We start from the raw sequence: 15,197 nt of genomic DNA on the forward strand, positions 1-15,197 counted from the left end.
TGGTCAGGAAACGGGGGTGCTCTGGCCGGACTGGTCACGGGGGCCGCCGGCGGACCACCTACCGTGGGGGTATGTCCTCCAACGAGCTGAACACCTCGACGTCGCCGTACCTTCGGCAGCACGCGGACAATCCGGTCGCGTGGAAGCAGTGGAGCGAGGCGGCGTTCGCCGAGGCGCGGGAGCGGGACGTGCCGGTGTTCTTGTCGGTCGGATACTCGGCCTGTCACTGGTGTCACGTGATGGCGCACGAGTCGTTCGAGGACGAGGCGACGGCGGCGTACCTGAACGAGCACTTCGTGAGCATCAAGGTGGATCGCGAGGAGCGGCCGGACGTCGACGCGATCTACATGGAAGCGACCGTGGCGATGACCGGTCACGGTGGCTGGCCGATGTCGGTGTTCATGACGCCGGCGGGGGAGCCGTTCTTCTGCGGGACGTACTTCCCGTCCGAGCCGCGGCACGGGATGGCGAGCTTCCGGCAGGTGCTGGAGTCGCTGGCCGACGCCTGGCGGACGAAGCGGGAGCAGATCGACGGGATCGGCGAGAACGTGGTGCAGCAGCTCGGCGCGCGACAGCAGCCCGCCGGGGGAGCGATCGACGCGGCGACGCTGGAGCGGGCCGCCGAGCTGCTGAAGACGGACTTCGACCCGGTCGACGCGGGCTTCGGTCCGGCGCCGAAGTTTCCGCCGTCGATGGCGCTCGACTTCCTGCTGCGGCACCACCGGCGGACCGGGTCGGTCGACGCGCTGGCGATGGTCGAGGCGACCTGCGAGCGGATGGCCCGCGGCGGGATGTACGACCAGCTGGCCGGTGGCTTCGCGCGGTACAGCGTGGACAAGCAGTGGATCGTGCCGCACTTCGAGAAGATGCTGTACGACAACGCGTTGCTGCTCGACGTCTACACGCACTGGTGGACGGTGACCGGGTCGCCGCTGGCGCAGCGGATCGCGGTCGAGACGGCCGACTTCCTGCTCGCCGAGCTGCGGACGCCGGAGGGCGGGTTCGCCTCCGCGCTCGACGCCGACACCGAGGGCGAGGAGGGCCGGTACTACGTCTGGTCGCCGGACGAGCTGCACGAGGTGCTCGGGGACGACGCCGACTGGGTGATCGAGCTGTGCGACGTGACCGGAACGTTCGAGCACGGTACGTCGGTGCTGCAGTTGCGGCGTGATCCCGACGACCTGGAGCGGTGGCAACGCGTCCGGACCCGGTTGCTCGAGGCGCGGGCCCGGAGGACCTACCCGGGGCGGGACGACAAGGTCGTTGCCGCGTGGAACGGGCTGGCGATCACCGCGCTGACCCGGGCCGGGCTGGCGCTGGACAAGCCCGAGTACGTCGAGGCGGCGGTGCGCGCGGCCGAGCTGGTCCGGGACGTGCACGTGGACGCCTCCGGGCGGTTGCACCGGACCTCGCGGGACGGCGCGGTGGGGTCGGCGCACGGCGTACTGGAGGATTACGCGGGGTTCGCGCAGGCCTGTTTGACGTTGCTGGCGGCAACTGACGACGCGGGATGGCTGGAGCTGGCGAAGGGTTTGCTGGACAGGGTTCTGGAACAGTTCGTTGCTGACGGCTCCTTCTTCGACACGGCCGCCGACGCCGAGGCGCTGGTCTGGCGGCCGCAGGACCCGACGGACAACGCGACCCCGGCGGGGGTGTCGCTGGCGGCGGAGGCGTTCACCACCTTGGCGTCGGTGACCGGCGAGGCCCGCTACGACGAGGCGGCCGAGCAGGCGCTCGCGGCGTCGGCGACCCTGGCGGGCCGGGCCCCGCGCTTCGCCGGGCGGGCGCTCGCGGTCGCGGAGACCCACGTCGCCGGTGCGCTGGAGATCGCGATCGTCGGTGAGACGGTGGCCTCGAGCCAGGCCGGGGCGGCCGATGCCCGAGCGAATGGTGGCGACGCCGGCGAGCTCGTGCGCACCGCGCTGCGGCACGCGCCGTGGGGCACCGCCGTCGTCCGTGGCCGGCCCGGCTCCGACGTACCCCTGCTGGCCGGGCGTGGCCTGGTCGACGGGCGCGCCGCGGCGTACGTGTGTCAGAAGTTCACCTGCAAGCTCCCGGTCGTGTTGCCGGAAGACCTTCGCGCGGAGCTGACCGCGCGCCGCTGACAACGCGGGCCAACGCGGGTTTTCCCTGTCGTTTCGCGACTTTCCCTTGACTCCCGCCCGGCCGAGGCGGAGAGTCCTGCCTCAGTCGGATGTAACAGGATGCGCATGTCCTGACACACAGTGTCACAACTGAGGCAGTGGCACTGGTGGGTCAGTTGCGTCCGGCGTCCCCAACTGAATTGGTCGCTGCGCCCAAACAGCGACCACACCGTGAGGAGATGTTGTCTTGAAACGACTGACATCAGCAGGGGCGGTGGCCATCGTCGCAGCAGCGGGCCTGGCCGCATCCGTCACCGGCACCACCGCCGGCGCCGCCGCCCGTACGGCGCCGCTCCCCGCGTCCGGCTTCAACGAGCCGGCCGCCGTCCAGGCCGAGAACGCGCTGACCGCGCGGACCGCCGCCGCGCTCGGACTGGCCGGCGGTGAGCAACTCGTCGCCCGCGGGATCGCCGCCGACCCGGACGGTACCGAGTTCGTGCACTACGACCGCACCTTCAACGGCCTGAAGGTGGTCGGCGGTGACCTGATCGTCAAGCGCAAGGGCGACACGATCCGTGGTGTCACCTACAACCGCGGTGCGAAAACCGTCGGCGTCGCGTCGACCAAGCCGGCCCTGTCCCAGGCCGCCGCGCTCGGCACGGCCGCCAGGTCCGCGAAGTTCAAGGCCACCAGCAACAAGGGGGCGCTGATCGTCTTCGCCGCCACCGGCAAGCCGGTCCTGGCCTACGAGGTCGTCACCACCGGCACCAAGGCCGACCAGACCCCGTCGGTGCTGCACACCTACGTCGACGCCAAGTCCGGCGCCGTCCTGGCCCAGGACGACGAGATCAAGACCGGCACCGGCAACTCGATGTACTCCGGCACGGTGAGCATCGGTACGTCGGGCAGCTTCACGATGAGCGATCCGAGCCGCGGCGGCAACCACACCACGGACCTGAACGGCGCGACCTCCGGCGCCGGCACCACGTTCACCGACGCCGACGACACCTGGGGCAACGGCACCACCTCGAGCCGGCAGACCGCCGGTGTCGACGCGCACTTCGGCGCCCAGCTGACCTGGGACTACTACAAGAACGTGCACGGCCGCAGCGGCATCTTCAACAACGGCCAGGGTGCGCGGTCCCGCGTGCACTACGGCAACGCCTACGTGAACGCGTTCTGGGACGGCACCCAGATGACGTACGGCGACGGCGCGGGCAACGCCCGTCCGCTGACCTCGATCGACGTGGCCGGCCACGAGATGAGCCACGGCGTCACCGAGGCGACCGCCAACCTGAACTACTTCGGCGACGCCGGCGGCCTGAACGAGTCCACCTCGGACATCTTCGGCACCGCGGTCGAGTTCTCGGCCAACAACAGCGCCGACCCGGGGGACTACCTGATCGGCGAGAAGATCAACATCAACGGCAACGGCACGCCGCTGCGCTACATGGACAAGCCGAACAAGGACGGCCGCAGCTACGACTGCTGGAGCAGCGCGGTCAGCGGCGCGGACCCGCACTACTCCTCCGGCCCGCTGAACCACTGGTTCTACCTGGCCTCCGAAGGCACCGGCAGCAAGATCATCGGCGGCGTCACCCACACCAGCACCGCCTGCAACGGCGCCACCGTCACCCCGGTCGGCCGCGATGTCGCCGCCAAGGTCTGGTACCGCACGCTGACCACGAAGCTCACCTCGGGCAGCACCTACCGCGACGCCCGCGAAGGCGCGATCAACTCGGCCAAGGAGCTGTACGGCGCGGATTCCGCGCAGTGCAAGGGCATCGAGGCCGCGTTCTCGGCCATCTCCGTCCCGGCCGGCGCAGCCGCCTGCGGCGGAACCACCGAGCCGCCGACCGGTGCCAATTTGATCAAGAACCCGGGCTTCGAGTCGGGAGCGGTGAACTGGACCGGCACGACCGGGGTGATCACCAACAGCGCGTCGAAGCCGGCGCGGACTGGTTCGTACAAGGCGTGGTTGCAGGGCAATGGTCGCTCCAGCACCGAGAACGTCGGACAGTCGGTCGCGGTCCCGGCGGCGGCGACCGCGGCGAGTCTGTCGTTCTGGATCCGGATCGACACTGCGGAGACCACCGGTTCGACGGTGTACGACACGGTGAAGGTGCAGGTGGTCGACGGTACGACCACGACGACGCTGGGCACGTTGTCGAACCTGAACAAGTCGACGTCGTACGTGCAGAAGACGTTCAGTGTGACGCAGTACAAAGGCAAGACCGTCACGGTGAGGTTCGTCGGCCAGGAGGACTCGTCGTTGCAGACGTCCTTCGTGATCGATGACGTGTCGCTGGTCGCCGGCTGACCGGTCCGGCCGTCTCGCTGTGATCCCGTCCGGGGCGCACACCTCCCGCCCGAGGCTGTGCGCCCCGGATCCCTGTGTGAGGCAAGGGAGTCCATCATGTCCAAACCCGTTCTGTCCGGCGTCCTCGGCGCCGCTCTCGTCGCCGCCGCCCTGGCGCCGAGCGCACCCGCCACCGCGAGCGCCACCGCACCCGCTCCCGCGAGCGCCCCGGCGGCCGTTGCCGCGTCGCCCGACATCTCCGTCACCAACGTCAAAGCCCATCTCGACCAGCTCCAGTCGATTGCCACCAGCAACGGTGGCAACCGCTACACCGGCCGGCCCGGCTACCGCGCGTCGGCCGACTGGGTGAAGTCCAAGCTCGACGCGGCCGGCTACACCACCTCGCTGCAGTCCTTCTCGACCTCGGCCGGTACGTCGTACAACGTGATCGCGGAGTGGCCGCACGGCGACGCGAACCACGTCGTGATGACCGGCGCCCACCTGGACAGTGTCAGTTCGGGTCCGGGCATCAACGACAACGGCACCGGCAGCGCCGGCGTGCTGGAGACCGCGCTGGCCTTCGCCGCCAGCGGCCAGACGCCACGCAACCGGGTGCGGTTCGGCTTCTGGGGCGCCGAGGAGCTCGGCCTGGTCGGATCGAAGTTCTACGTCAACAACCTGCCCGCCGCCGAGCGGGACAAGATCGAGCTGTACCTGAACTTCGACATGATCGGCTCGCCGAACCCGGGCTACTTCGTCTACAACGACAACCCGGCCGGCAACGGCGCGCGTGACGAGCTGACCAGCTTCTTCACCAGCAAGTCGGTGCAGACCGAGTACATCGACGTGCAGGGCCGGTCCGACCACGCGGCGTTCCGGGCCCTCGGGCTGCCGACCGCCGGGACCTTCTCCGGGGCCGAGGGCATCAAGTCGTCGACCCAGGCCGGCAAGTGGGGCGGTACGGCGGGTCAGGCGTTCGACCCTTGCTACCACCGATCCTGCGACACGATCAGCAACCTGAACCTGACCTCACTGGACCGGCACAGCGACGCGATCGGCCACATGGTCTGGACCTACGCGCAGAAGGACTTCGGCGGCACGACCCCGCCGACCGGCAACCTGCTGCTCAACCCGGGCTTCGAGTCGGGAGCGGTGAACTGGACCGGCACGACCGGGGTGATCACCAACAGCGCGTCGAAGCCGGCGCGGACCGGTTCGTACAAGGCGTGGTTGCAGGGCAATGGTCGCTCCAGCACCGAGAACATCGGCCAGTCGGTCGCGATCCCGGCGGCGGCGACCGCGGCGAGTTTGTCGTTCTGGATCCGGATCGACACTGCGGAGACCACCGGTTCGACGGTGTACGACACGGTGAAGGTGCAGGTGGTCGACGGTGCGACCACGACGACGCTCGGTACCTTGTCGAACCTGAACAAGTCGACGTCGTACGTGCAGAAGACGTTCAGTGTGACGCAGTACAAGGGCAAGACCGTCACGGTGAGGTTCGTCGGCCAGGAGGACTCGTCGCTGCAGACGTCCTTCGTGATCGACGATGTGTCGCTCGCGACGAGCTAGGCCGGCTTGCAGAGTTTGCCCGGTGCGGCGACTTCGGTCAGCAGTTGGGTGACCGGAGTCGCCAGCGGCTGGAGACGGGGGTCTTCGAGGCGGGCCATGCCGGTGCCCGTGGCGACGGCGACGATCATGTCGTCGGGGTGCCGGATGGTCGGCTTGGTCGAGCCGACACCGGCCCAGTCGACCTGCCGCACCGCAGCGGTGAGGGCGGCGAGAAAGCCGGCCTCCAGCTTGCACGTGGCGGTCTGCCGGCCGCGCCGGCTCACGGTGGTGAGACCCTCGGGGTCGATCACCACCTTGTCGTCGAAGCCGGCGAAACCACCGGTGCGGGTGACGGTGATCGGCAGGGCCTCACCGCCGCCGGGCGTCGGCGTACTGGTGGTGGGGGTGGTGGGACTCGGGTTGCTTCCGGCGTCGGAGTCGCCGCACCCCGCCAGGAGGAGCAGCACGGCGGTGGCGGAGACGGCGGTCAGACGAAGGTTCCTCACACCTCATGCATACCCAATTCGCACTGGGCGGCAGACTTCGTGCATGGGCTGGTACACGAATGTCATCCGGCGGTTGGGGCACCGGCCCTGGTTCGCCGCCGTCGGTCGCGCGGCCGTGCCCGTGGATCGCTGGCTGCAACGACGGACCGGCGGCCGGGTCAACATCCTCGGCAGGAGCGCGTTGCCCACGCTGTTGCTGACCACCACCGGCCGCAAGTCGGGGGAGCCGAGGACCGTGCCGCTGCTGTACGCGCCCGACGGCGACTCGTTCGTGGTGACCGCGTCCAATTGGGGGCAGCCGCATCACCCGGCCTGGTCGGGCAACCTGCTCGCCTGCGCCGATGCGGTCGTGGCGTTGCCGGGGAGTCGCGAGGTGCCGGTGCGCGCCGTACTGGCCGAAGGCGCGGAGCGCGAGCGGGTCTGGCCGCTGGTGACGAAGGTGTGGCCGGCGTACGACACGTACGTCGAACGCAGCGGCCGGCACATCCGGGTTTTCGTCCTGACGCCTAGGTGAGCTGCCTGGTCAGATCGACCAGCGCCCGGGTCAGCTGCACCCGGCTCTCGAACAGCGCGACGTCGGCGTCCGTCACGGGCTTGCCGAGGTTCTCCAGCGGAAGCGCGGTGAACGTCGCCCTGGCCAGCAGCGACCCCAGGTAGCCGTAGCGGACCTGCTCCGGCGACACCTGCATCCCCTCGGCGGCCACCCCCTCCGTGAAGGCCTCCAGGATCACCGCATCCACAGCGGGCAGCGCCGTCGGCGACAGCTCACCGGCGTGAGCGAGCCCGACGAGCAGTTGCCCCAGGTCGAAGCCGACCGCCTGCGGACAGTCGAACCCCCAGTCGATCACCACGAACTCGTCCGGACTGCCCAGCGGGACCAGCAGGTTCTGCGGACTGGCGTCCCCGTGCTGGTAGCACTGCGGCAGAGCGTCCAACGCGTCCAGTACGGCGGGCAGCTCCTCGCCCAGCTCGAGCAGGTCGTCACGCAGACGGTGGTCGCCGGTGTTGCAGACCGCGGCGGCGAGCAGAGGCTGGCGCCAGGTCTCCCGGTCGGCCAGCGCGGGCAAGGCGTTCATCATCACCCGGCCCTCGGTGTAGTACCGCAGTCCCATCCCAGGGCGAGCGGCCTCCGTCTGCGGCAGGAACGGCTGCACCAGGTGCGGCTGACGACGGGCCGACAACTGGCCGAGCAGGAACGCCGCCCGGCGGAACCGCTCGATCCCCCAGACCCCCGGCTCCTGGACCACGTCCTCCATCCACAACGTCGCCCGGTCGTCGTCGTACTCGTCGATCCGGTACACCGCCGGCAGGCGCAGTCCGTCAGGCAGCACGGAGGCGATGTCGCTGCGGAACACGGCGATCTCCAGCCGCCAGGGCAGGTTCTGGACGAAGTGCTCGCGGATCTGCTCCGGGACCAGGTGCAGCAACTCCCAGTGCCGCGGCGACTGGAGCTGTTTGACGAAGCAGGACCAGTTGCCGGTCGATCCGTCGGTGTGGCGGGCGGTGCCGAGCACGCGGACCAGCGCCGCGGTGCTCGGCGTACCGATCGCGTACGGGAACGGTTCGGCGCGGGCGGTCAGTGGCACCGCGTTCGGGTCGCCGGTGACCGCCCGGACCAGGTCGGTGAGCTGATCGTCGTCGAGTGCGTCGCGGCGCAGTGGTGCGAGTGCGGTGATCGACATGAGATTCCCCCCGGAAAGCAAAGCAGCTTTACCAATTTGATCGTAAAGTTGCCTCATGACGTCCGTCAACGGCCTTTCCCGGCTGGCTGCCCCGCCGCACGTCGCGAACCTGCTCGGCGTCGCACTGGAACGACTGCGGGAGCAGATCCTGGCCGGCGCCGAGCGGCCGTTCCCGGGACTACGGGTGTCGCACTACCGGCTGCTCGACATGATCCCGCCCGAAGGCGCGCGGATCACCGACCTGGCCGCGCACGCGGGGATGACCAAGCAGGGGCTCGGGCAGCACGTCGACTACCTGCAGGAGCGTGGGTACGCCGAGTCCGCCCGGCTGGAGGGCGATCGCCGGGTGCGGCTGGTCCGGCGTACGGAGAAGGGGGACGAGGCGACGGCGTTCGCGCGCGCGGCGATCGCCCGCGTCGAGCAGGAGTGGGCCGAGCGGCTGGGCGCCGAGCGGTACGCCGACTTCCGGCAGGCGCTGGTCGAGCTGGGAGTCGGTCAGCCGACGCGGTAGGTGGCGATGCTGACCGCGATGTAGTGGCAGATGAACGCGGCCACGGTGCACGCGTGGAAGATCTCGTGGAAGCCGAACCACAGCGGTGACGGGTTCGGCCGCTTGGTGCCGTAGACGACCGCGCCGATCGAGTACAGCCCGCCGCCGACCGCGAGCAGCGCGACCACCGAGGCGCCGCCGAGGTGGTAGAAGTCGCTCATCCAGAAGATCGCCACCCAGCCCAGGGCCAGGTAGATCGGGGTGTAGAGCCAGCGCGGGGCGCCGACCCAGAAGATCCGGAACAGGATGCCGATCAGCGCGCCGCCCCAGGCCGTGCTGAGCAGCAGCACCCGGTCACTGCCTTCCAGCAGGACCATGCCCAGCGGCGTGTAGGTGCCGGCGATCAGCAGGAAGATGTTGCTGTGGTCGAGCCGGCGCAGGATCGCCTCGCCGGTCGGGCCCCAGTAGAACCGGTGGTAGAGCGCCGAGATGCCGAACAGCAGCATCGAGGCCACCGTGTAGACGGCCGCGGCCCAGCGGGCGCTCGCGCTCGGGGCCAGGCAGACCAGCACGATGCCGGCGGCGGTGGCCAGCGGGAAGGTGCCGGCGTGCAGCCAGCCCCGCAGTTTCGGCTTCAGTGCGCGGGTCAGCCGATGCGGGTGATCGTGTTCCGACGGATCGGTGGGGGTGCTGTCGCCGGTCACGGTCTTGGCTGCCATGCGCCAACCTCCTCGAAGCGTCAGGGGATCTCTTACCTACGCAACCGTAACCTACGGTTGCGTAGGTTCAATGGTCCTCAAGGATGAAATCTAAGCCACCCGCCGCCCTGCGCCGAGCCGTACCGGAGTGTTCCGTACCACTGCCTGAAGTGTCTGATGCGATCGAGAGTCGATAAGTTCGATGTTCGCCTCGCCCTCCGCGAGAGCGCCGATCTGGGCTAGCCTCGTTGGGGCACGCCTGCACCGTCGACCCCGCAGACGGCCCGGTCGAGGACTCGAGGAGAACACCTGCCCATGCGGACACCCGGCAAGCAGCGCCTGCGCAACGCGGTGTACGGACTGTACGAGCGCCGGCTGGCGCGATCCCTGTCGCCGGACCGGATGCCGCGCCACATCGGCGTCATCATCGACGGCAACCGGCGCTGGGCCCGCGCCTCGGGCGATCCGGTGTCCCGCGGTCACGAGGCCGGCGCGAGCAAGATCTCGGAGTTCCTCGGCTGGTGCGACGAGGTGGGCGTCAAGGTCGTCACCGTCTGGATGTTGTCCACCGACAACCTGAGCCGCCCGGCCGACGAGCTGGAGCCGCTGCTGCGGATCATCGAGCAGACCGTCGAGGAGATGGCCGCGGTCGGCGGCCGCCGGATCCACCCGGTCGGCGCGCTGGACCTGCTGCCCGCCGCGACCGCCGAGGTGCTGAAGAGCGCCGAGACCGCGACCCAGCACGCCGACGGCCTGCTGGTGAACGTCGCCGTCGGGTACGGCGGCCGTCGCGAGCTGGCCGACGCCGTCCGCTCGCTGCTGCTGGAGGAGGCCGCCAAGGGCATCTCGATCGAGGAGCTGGCCGAGCGCGTCGACGTCGAGCACATCGCCGAGCACCTGTACACCAAGGGCCAGCCGGACCCCGACCTGGTCATCCGCACCTCCGGCGAGCAGCGCCTCGGTGGCTTCCTGCTCTGGCAGAGCGCGCTGTCGGAGTTCTACTTCTGCGAGGCGCTGTGGCCGGACTTCCGCCACGTCGACTTCCTCCGGGCCATCCGCTCCTACGCCCAGCGTGAGCGCCGCTTCGGCACCTGAGCCTCACCGGACCGGCTCCGGCGTGAGCAGATCCGTCGCGGGCTCTCCGCGGTGGCAGCGGGTGCAGGTCGTGCGGCGGCGCAGGTAGTACGCGTACGTCGCCGCGCCCAGCGCCGTACCCCAGACGATCCATAGCATGCCCGGGAAGGCCAGACCCCACAGCGAGCCGGCGTTGTCACCGGGCAGCCGCAGGTTCATCAGGCCGGCCGGGATCAGCACGAGCGCCACGATCGTGGCCGGGACGATCGCCCGGGACGGCGGGACCCGCCGGCCTGCTCGCCACCAGATCCAGCGCGGGTAGACCTCGCCCCACCGCTGCACCAGCCCGTGCGTCAGGATGCTGCCGCCGACGCCGAGCAGCGCCATGCCGAGCCCGATCTCCAGCATGCCCGGCGTGTCCACCATCATCTGGTGGAACTCGTCGGTGATGCCGAGCGGCCAGCCGAAGTACCAGGCGACGCGGGTGAACTCGTACGGAACGTTCGACACCACTGCGATCAGCACCGCCCGCCGTCCCCACCGCAACGCCGCCTCCGGGGTCGTCCAGGCCGCTGGTGCGCCGTGCCGGCGTCCGCACGACACGCAGGCCTGCCGAGCCCTGCGGTGGTACGCGATCGTCGTGGCGGCCCACAGGAGACCGCCCAGGAACATCAGCAGCACGTTGACGCGATGCCAGTACAGGATGTCCTCGAGACCACCCTGCGCGCCGGGGATCCCGGTGAACGCGAACACGAGCAGTGCGGGGGACAGGGCAAGGATCGCCAGCGGGGTGTAGTCGGGCACCACCAGTGCGAGCCCGACCGCCATCACGGCTCCGAATGCCTGCAGCAACCATCCGCGGGGCCGGCGCACGGTCATCAGCACCGCGACGAGCGCGCCGGCGAACCCGAGCACCGCCATCACCGGTGCCACGACGTCCACCGGAGCCCCTTCCAGCAGGGACGCCGTCGCTCGGTCGTCCTCGACTTTCGCGAACGGGTACCCGCGTCCGCCGTTCGCCCAGAACACACCCAGTACGCCGTACGCGAAGGACCACAGGGCTGTCGCGCACCCGGTCCAGATCGGCCAATTCTTCCGCATGGATCCAGGCTCGCCTCCACGCTGCGTGAGCGGATCCCTCCTCCGGGCGATCGGCATCCCCCGCGTGGGTGAACGGGCGGACGGCAACGTGTAACAAGCCGTTAACCCCGCGGGCTGGCGTGTCGGGCTGCGTGGTTTCCGGGACGGATCTACGCTCATGGTGACGGTCGGAGGGGAAGCCGGCTGTCCGGGAGGCCCGATCAGATGAGAGTTGTTCTCCAGCCGGTTGCCCCATGAGGGGCAGAACGGAGTACCCGAGACCCAGGGTCTCGATCCTGCTGATCCCCGGTCACGCCACGGCGTGCCGGAGGAGATCTGCACCAGATCTCCGGGCCCGAACCCGGTCCATCACCTAACCACTGGTGGGCCGGGCGTGGTGCACGCTGCGGCCCGAGAGGACGTGCGACATGGCTGCCACCCACGCCAAGGCGTCAAGCACCTCATCCACACCGGCCCAGCGCACTTACGTGCTGGACACCTCGGTCCTGCTCAGCGACCCGCACGCGATGGAGCGGTTCGACGAGCACGAGGTGATCATTCCGGTGGTCGTTGTCACCGAACTGGAGGGCAAACGGCATCACCCCGAACTCGGCTACTTCGCCCGCACCGCGCTGCGCCTGCTGGACGAGTTCAGGATTCTGTACGGACGTCTGGACGCACCCCTGCCAGTGGGGGAGAAGGGTGGAACCCTCCGGGTCGAGCTGAACCACACCGACCCCGAGAGCCTGCCGGCCGGTTTCCGGCTCGGCGACAACGACAGCCGCATCCTCGCGGTGGCGTGCAACTTCGCCGCCGAGGGCCGCGACGTCACCCTGGTCTCCAAGGACCTGCCGATGCGGGTCAAGGCGTCGGCCTGCGGCCTGGTGGCCGAGGAGTACCGCGCGGAGCTCGCGCTGGAGTCCGGCTGGACCGGGATGAGCGAGCTCGAGGTCGAGACCGCCGACGTGGACGCGCTGTACGAGGAGGGGGTGCTCGAGCTTCCGCAGGCCGGTGAGTTCCCGACGCACACCGGTCTGGTGCTGCTGTCCGACCGCGGCAGCGCGCTCGGCCGGGTGATGCCCGACAAGCGGATCCGGCTGGTCCGCGGTGACCGGGAGGCGTTCGGCATCCGTGGCCGGTCGGCCGAGCAGCGGGTCGCGCTCGACCTCCTGCTCGACCCCGACGTCGGCATCATCTCGCTCGGTGGCCGGGCCGGCACCGGCAAGTCGGCGCTGGCACTGTGCGCCGGCCTGGAGGCGGTGATGGAACGGCGGCAGCACAAGAAGGTGGTCGTCTTCCGCCCGCTGTTCGCGGTCGGCGGCCAGGAGCTGGGCTACCTGCCCGGTTCGGAGTCGGAGAAGATGCAGCCGTGGGCCCAGGCGGTCTTCGACACCCTCGGCGCGCTGGCCGGCGCCGACGTGATCGACGAGGTGCTGGACCGCGGCATGCTCGAGGTGTTGCCGCTGACCCACATCCGCGGCCGGTCGCTGCACGACGCGTTCGTGATCGTCGACGAGGCCCAGTCGCTGGAGCGCAACGTGCTGCTCACCGTGCTGTCCCGGGTCGGCGCGAACTCGCGGGTGGTGCTCACCCACGACGTCGCCCAGCGGGACAACCTGCGGGTCGGCCGGCACGACGGCGTCGTCGCGGTGGTCGAGAAGCTGAAGGGCCACCCGCTGTTCGCCCACGTCACGCTGACCCGGTCGGAGCGCTCGCCGATCGCGGCGCTGGTGACCGAGATGCTGGAGGACGTGCAGCTCTGACAGAGGTCTCTGTAAAGCCAATTTAAAACTTCCGCGGTACCCGGTGCGGCCACAGCCCATGTGGCCGCACCGTGTGTTGTGACCTGCTTGTGATCACGGTCTGTTTAGGTCAGAGTATGTTCCTGTTGCAGCCGACGGGGGTCGGGTATCTCGGAAGGACAGATGAAAGCGAAGCGCTCCGTCGCGGTCCTCGCGGTCAGTGGGATCGCCGTCGTCACGGTCGTCGCAGGTATCGATCTCTTCAGCTCCCCCGGCACCAGTGCCGCCTCCGACCCCGTCTCCGGGCGGGCGGAGCTCGCGGTTCTCAACAGTGAGAAGGGCCGGCAGGCCAAGACGCCGACCCCGAAGCCGCCGAGCGCCGAGGAGCAGGCCGCGGAGGTCACCCGGCTGCGCAACCAGATCGAAGCGGTGGAGAACGCCCGCAAGGCCCTGCAGGACCAGGCCGCGCTGCGCCGCAAGGCCAAGAACGCCGCCCTGGCCCGGTACCAGGCGCTGCAGAAGACCAACAACGACTCCCGCAAGGAGCGCGCCAGCCGCGACGCCGCCCGCAAGGAGCTCGAGGGCACGCCGAAGGAGATCGCCTTCAACCTGCTCGACAACCACGGCTGGAGCGAGAGCCAGTTCTCCTGCCTGGACAAGCTGTGGACCAAGGAGTCCCGCTGGAAGGTCAACGCCGACAACCCGACCTCCAGCGCGTACGGCATCCCGCAGGCCCTGCCCGGCCGGCGCATGGCGGCGTACGGCTCGGACTGGCGTACCAACCCGGTCACCCAGATCAAGTGGGGCCTGGACTACATCGAGGACGCCCACGGCTCGCCCTGCGAAGCCTGGGCCCACTCCAAGGCGAAGAACTGGTACTGACAGCGCTGTGACGTCCGAAGTCGCGCGCGCTGTGAGTGAGCGCGGGGAGATCCTGCTGCGCCGCCGCGCTGACGACGGCGCGCTGGAGTTGCGGGTCAACGGGGTGTTCGTGATGGACGACCGGGAGACCTCCAGCGAGGAACTCCTGGCTCAAGTTGCCTTGTCAGGTAGTCCTTCGCGGGTGCTGGTCGGCGGGTTGGGGCTGGGCTACACCGTGCGTGCGTTGCTGGCCGACGCGCGGCTGCGGGAAGTCGTCGTGGCCGAGATCGAGCCGGCGCTGGTCGAGTGGATGCGCGCAGGGCTGGTGCCGTCGGTGCTGGACGATCCGCGGGTGGTGGTTGCCGTCGGCGACGTTCGCGCGGTCGTCGCCGAGCAGGCGGACGCGTCGTACGACGGGATTCTGCTCGACGTCGACAACGGCCCGGACTTCCTCGTGTACGACGGGAACGCGGTGATCTACCAGGACGGGTTCCTGGCGGTCTGCCGGTCCAAGCTGCGCGCCGGTGGCGTGCTGACGGTGTGGTCGTCGTCCGCGTCGGCCGCCCTGGAAGGGGCTATCGGCAACGTGTTCGGGGCGTGCGTGGTCTCGCCCGTCCCGGTGCGGTTGCAGGGACGGGACGAGACGTACTACGTCTACCAGGGCTCGGTTCAGGCCAGTTCGTAGTCGAGGGTGAGGCGCGGGCCCTGGTCGTCGTGCTCGTAGACGACCGTGCCGGTCAGGCCGGTGAGGTCGCCGGCCGCGGCGACGATCCTGCCGTGGGACGCGGACTCGTCGGCGGTCGCGCCGTGCACCATCACGAACGAGCCGTCGCGGCCGTCCAGCGTGCCGGTGAACCGCTCGACCGCCGTGTACGCCGCGGGGCCGGCCGGCGTACCGACCATCAGCAGCTCGGCCGAGCTGGTGCCGACCAGCTGGCCGTCGGCGAACGACTTCGTGACCGTCGCGCGCCCGAGCTCGACGTCGTCGCTCTCGTCGTACGTCGACTGGTCCCACTTGGTGATCTCGAACGACTGGGTGAACGGCATCGGGACTCCTCGGGAACTGGGCTCGCGTCATGTGTGGCGTTGTCCACAGACGTTCTACCAGTCCCGGCCGACAGCGCGGATCG

At 69.7% G+C, this 15,197-nt stretch carries 14 protein-coding genes; 9 read left to right on the forward strand and 5 right to left on the reverse strand.

Translation table 11 applies throughout. The features are described from left to right. Window positions 1–71: 71 nt before the first annotated feature. From BWI15_RS16890 to BWI15_RS16900, 3 genes are all read left to right on the forward strand, one after another. Window positions 72–2,105 carry a thioredoxin domain-containing protein gene (locus tag BWI15_RS16890; protein ID WP_077015358.1) on the forward strand — a complete coding sequence of 678 codons (2,034 nt, stop codon included), beginning with the start codon at window positions 72–74 and terminating at the stop codon, window positions 2,103–2,105. 226 nt (window positions 2,106–2,331) lie between these two features. Beyond that, complete coding sequence (locus BWI15_RS16895; RefSeq protein WP_237771313.1) at window positions 2,332–4,404, forward strand: M4 family metallopeptidase; 2,073 nt, start codon at window positions 2,332–2,334, stop codon at window positions 4,402–4,404. Between the two features lie 96 nt (window positions 4,405–4,500). Further along, window positions 4,501–5,955 (forward strand): M28 family metallopeptidase, encoded by a 1,455-nt coding sequence (locus BWI15_RS16900; RefSeq protein WP_077015360.1) that lies wholly within the window; start codon window positions 4,501–4,503, stop codon window positions 5,953–5,955. On the opposite strand, the gene BWI15_RS16905 is transcribed toward BWI15_RS16900, so the two are convergent. Continuing rightward, complete coding sequence (locus BWI15_RS16905; RefSeq protein ID WP_083750821.1) at window positions 5,952–6,440, reverse strand: hypothetical protein; 489 nt, start codon at window positions 6,438–6,440, stop codon at window positions 5,952–5,954. The genes BWI15_RS16900 and BWI15_RS16905 overlap by 4 nt on opposite strands. A gap of 43 nt (window positions 6,441–6,483) precedes the next feature. Here BWI15_RS16905 and BWI15_RS16910 point away from each other — a divergent pair, with 43 nt between their 5' ends. Then, a complete protein-coding gene (locus BWI15_RS16910) occupies window positions 6,484–6,954 on the forward strand; it encodes a nitroreductase/quinone reductase family protein (protein ID WP_077015361.1) in 471 nt (156 codons plus the stop codon). Here BWI15_RS16910 and BWI15_RS16915 read toward each other — a convergent pair. Next, entirely contained in the window at window positions 6,947–8,122 is a 1,176-nt protein-coding gene (locus BWI15_RS16915; RefSeq protein ID WP_077015362.1) for a phosphotransferase, read from the reverse strand. The two genes, BWI15_RS16910 and BWI15_RS16915, sit on opposite strands and share 8 nt — an antisense overlap. A gap of 55 nt (window positions 8,123–8,177) precedes the next feature. Here BWI15_RS16915 and BWI15_RS16920 point away from each other — a divergent pair, with 55 nt between their 5' ends. After that, a complete protein-coding gene (locus BWI15_RS16920; protein WP_083750822.1) occupies window positions 8,178–8,633 on the forward strand; it encodes a MarR family winged helix-turn-helix transcriptional regulator in 456 nt (151 codons plus the stop codon). Here BWI15_RS16920 and trhA read toward each other — a convergent pair. Next, the gene (gene trhA / locus BWI15_RS16925) at window positions 8,618–9,331 is read right to left on the reverse strand and encodes a PAQR family membrane homeostasis protein TrhA (protein ID WP_077015363.1); all 714 of its coding nucleotides are present in this window, start codon (window positions 9,329–9,331) and stop codon (window positions 8,618–8,620) included. The two genes, BWI15_RS16920 and trhA, sit on opposite strands and share 16 nt — an antisense overlap. Window positions 9,332–9,625: 294 nt before the next feature. On the opposite strand from trhA, the gene BWI15_RS16930 reads away from it, so the two are divergent. After that, on the forward strand, window positions 9,626–10,405 hold the full coding sequence (locus BWI15_RS16930) for an isoprenyl transferase (protein ID WP_077015364.1): 780 nt from the start codon (window positions 9,626–9,628) through the stop codon (window positions 10,403–10,405). Window positions 10,406–10,408: 3 nt separating this feature from the next. Here BWI15_RS16930 and BWI15_RS16935 read toward each other — a convergent pair whose 3' ends face one another. Beyond that, window positions 10,409–11,485 (reverse strand): hypothetical protein, encoded by a 1,077-nt coding sequence (locus BWI15_RS16935; protein WP_077015365.1) that lies wholly within the window; start codon window positions 11,483–11,485, stop codon window positions 10,409–10,411. Window positions 11,486–11,892: 407 nt separating this feature from the next. Between BWI15_RS16935 and BWI15_RS16940 the strand changes: the two genes are divergently transcribed. The 3 genes from BWI15_RS16940 (at window position 11,893) to BWI15_RS16950 (ending at window position 14,752) form a co-directional block, all read left to right on the forward strand. Beyond that, window positions 11,893–13,227: a PhoH family protein gene (locus BWI15_RS16940; RefSeq protein ID WP_077015366.1), complete on the forward strand. Its 1,335-nt coding sequence runs from the start codon at window positions 11,893–11,895 to the stop codon at window positions 13,225–13,227. Window positions 13,228–13,389: 162 nt separating this feature from the next. Next, window positions 13,390–14,088 (forward strand): hypothetical protein, encoded by a 699-nt coding sequence (locus tag BWI15_RS16945; RefSeq protein ID WP_077015367.1) that lies wholly within the window; start codon window positions 13,390–13,392, stop codon window positions 14,086–14,088. Window positions 14,089–14,095: 7 nt separating this feature from the next. Then, window positions 14,096–14,752 (forward strand): spermidine synthase, encoded by a 657-nt coding sequence (locus BWI15_RS16950; RefSeq protein WP_077015368.1) that lies wholly within the window; start codon window positions 14,096–14,098, stop codon window positions 14,750–14,752. Here BWI15_RS16950 and BWI15_RS16955 read toward each other — a convergent pair. After that, window positions 14,737–15,114 carry a DUF3224 domain-containing protein gene (locus BWI15_RS16955; protein WP_077015369.1) on the reverse strand — a complete coding sequence of 126 codons (378 nt, stop codon included), beginning with the start codon at window positions 15,112–15,114 and terminating at the stop codon, window positions 14,737–14,739. The two genes, BWI15_RS16950 and BWI15_RS16955, sit on opposite strands and share 16 nt — an antisense overlap. Window positions 15,115–15,197: the final 83 nt, after the last annotated feature.

The organism is Kribbella sp. ALI-6-A (assembly GCF_001984195.1).
In the GTDB taxonomy this organism is placed as follows: Bacteria; Actinomycetota; Actinomycetes; order Propionibacteriales; family Kribbellaceae; genus Kribbella.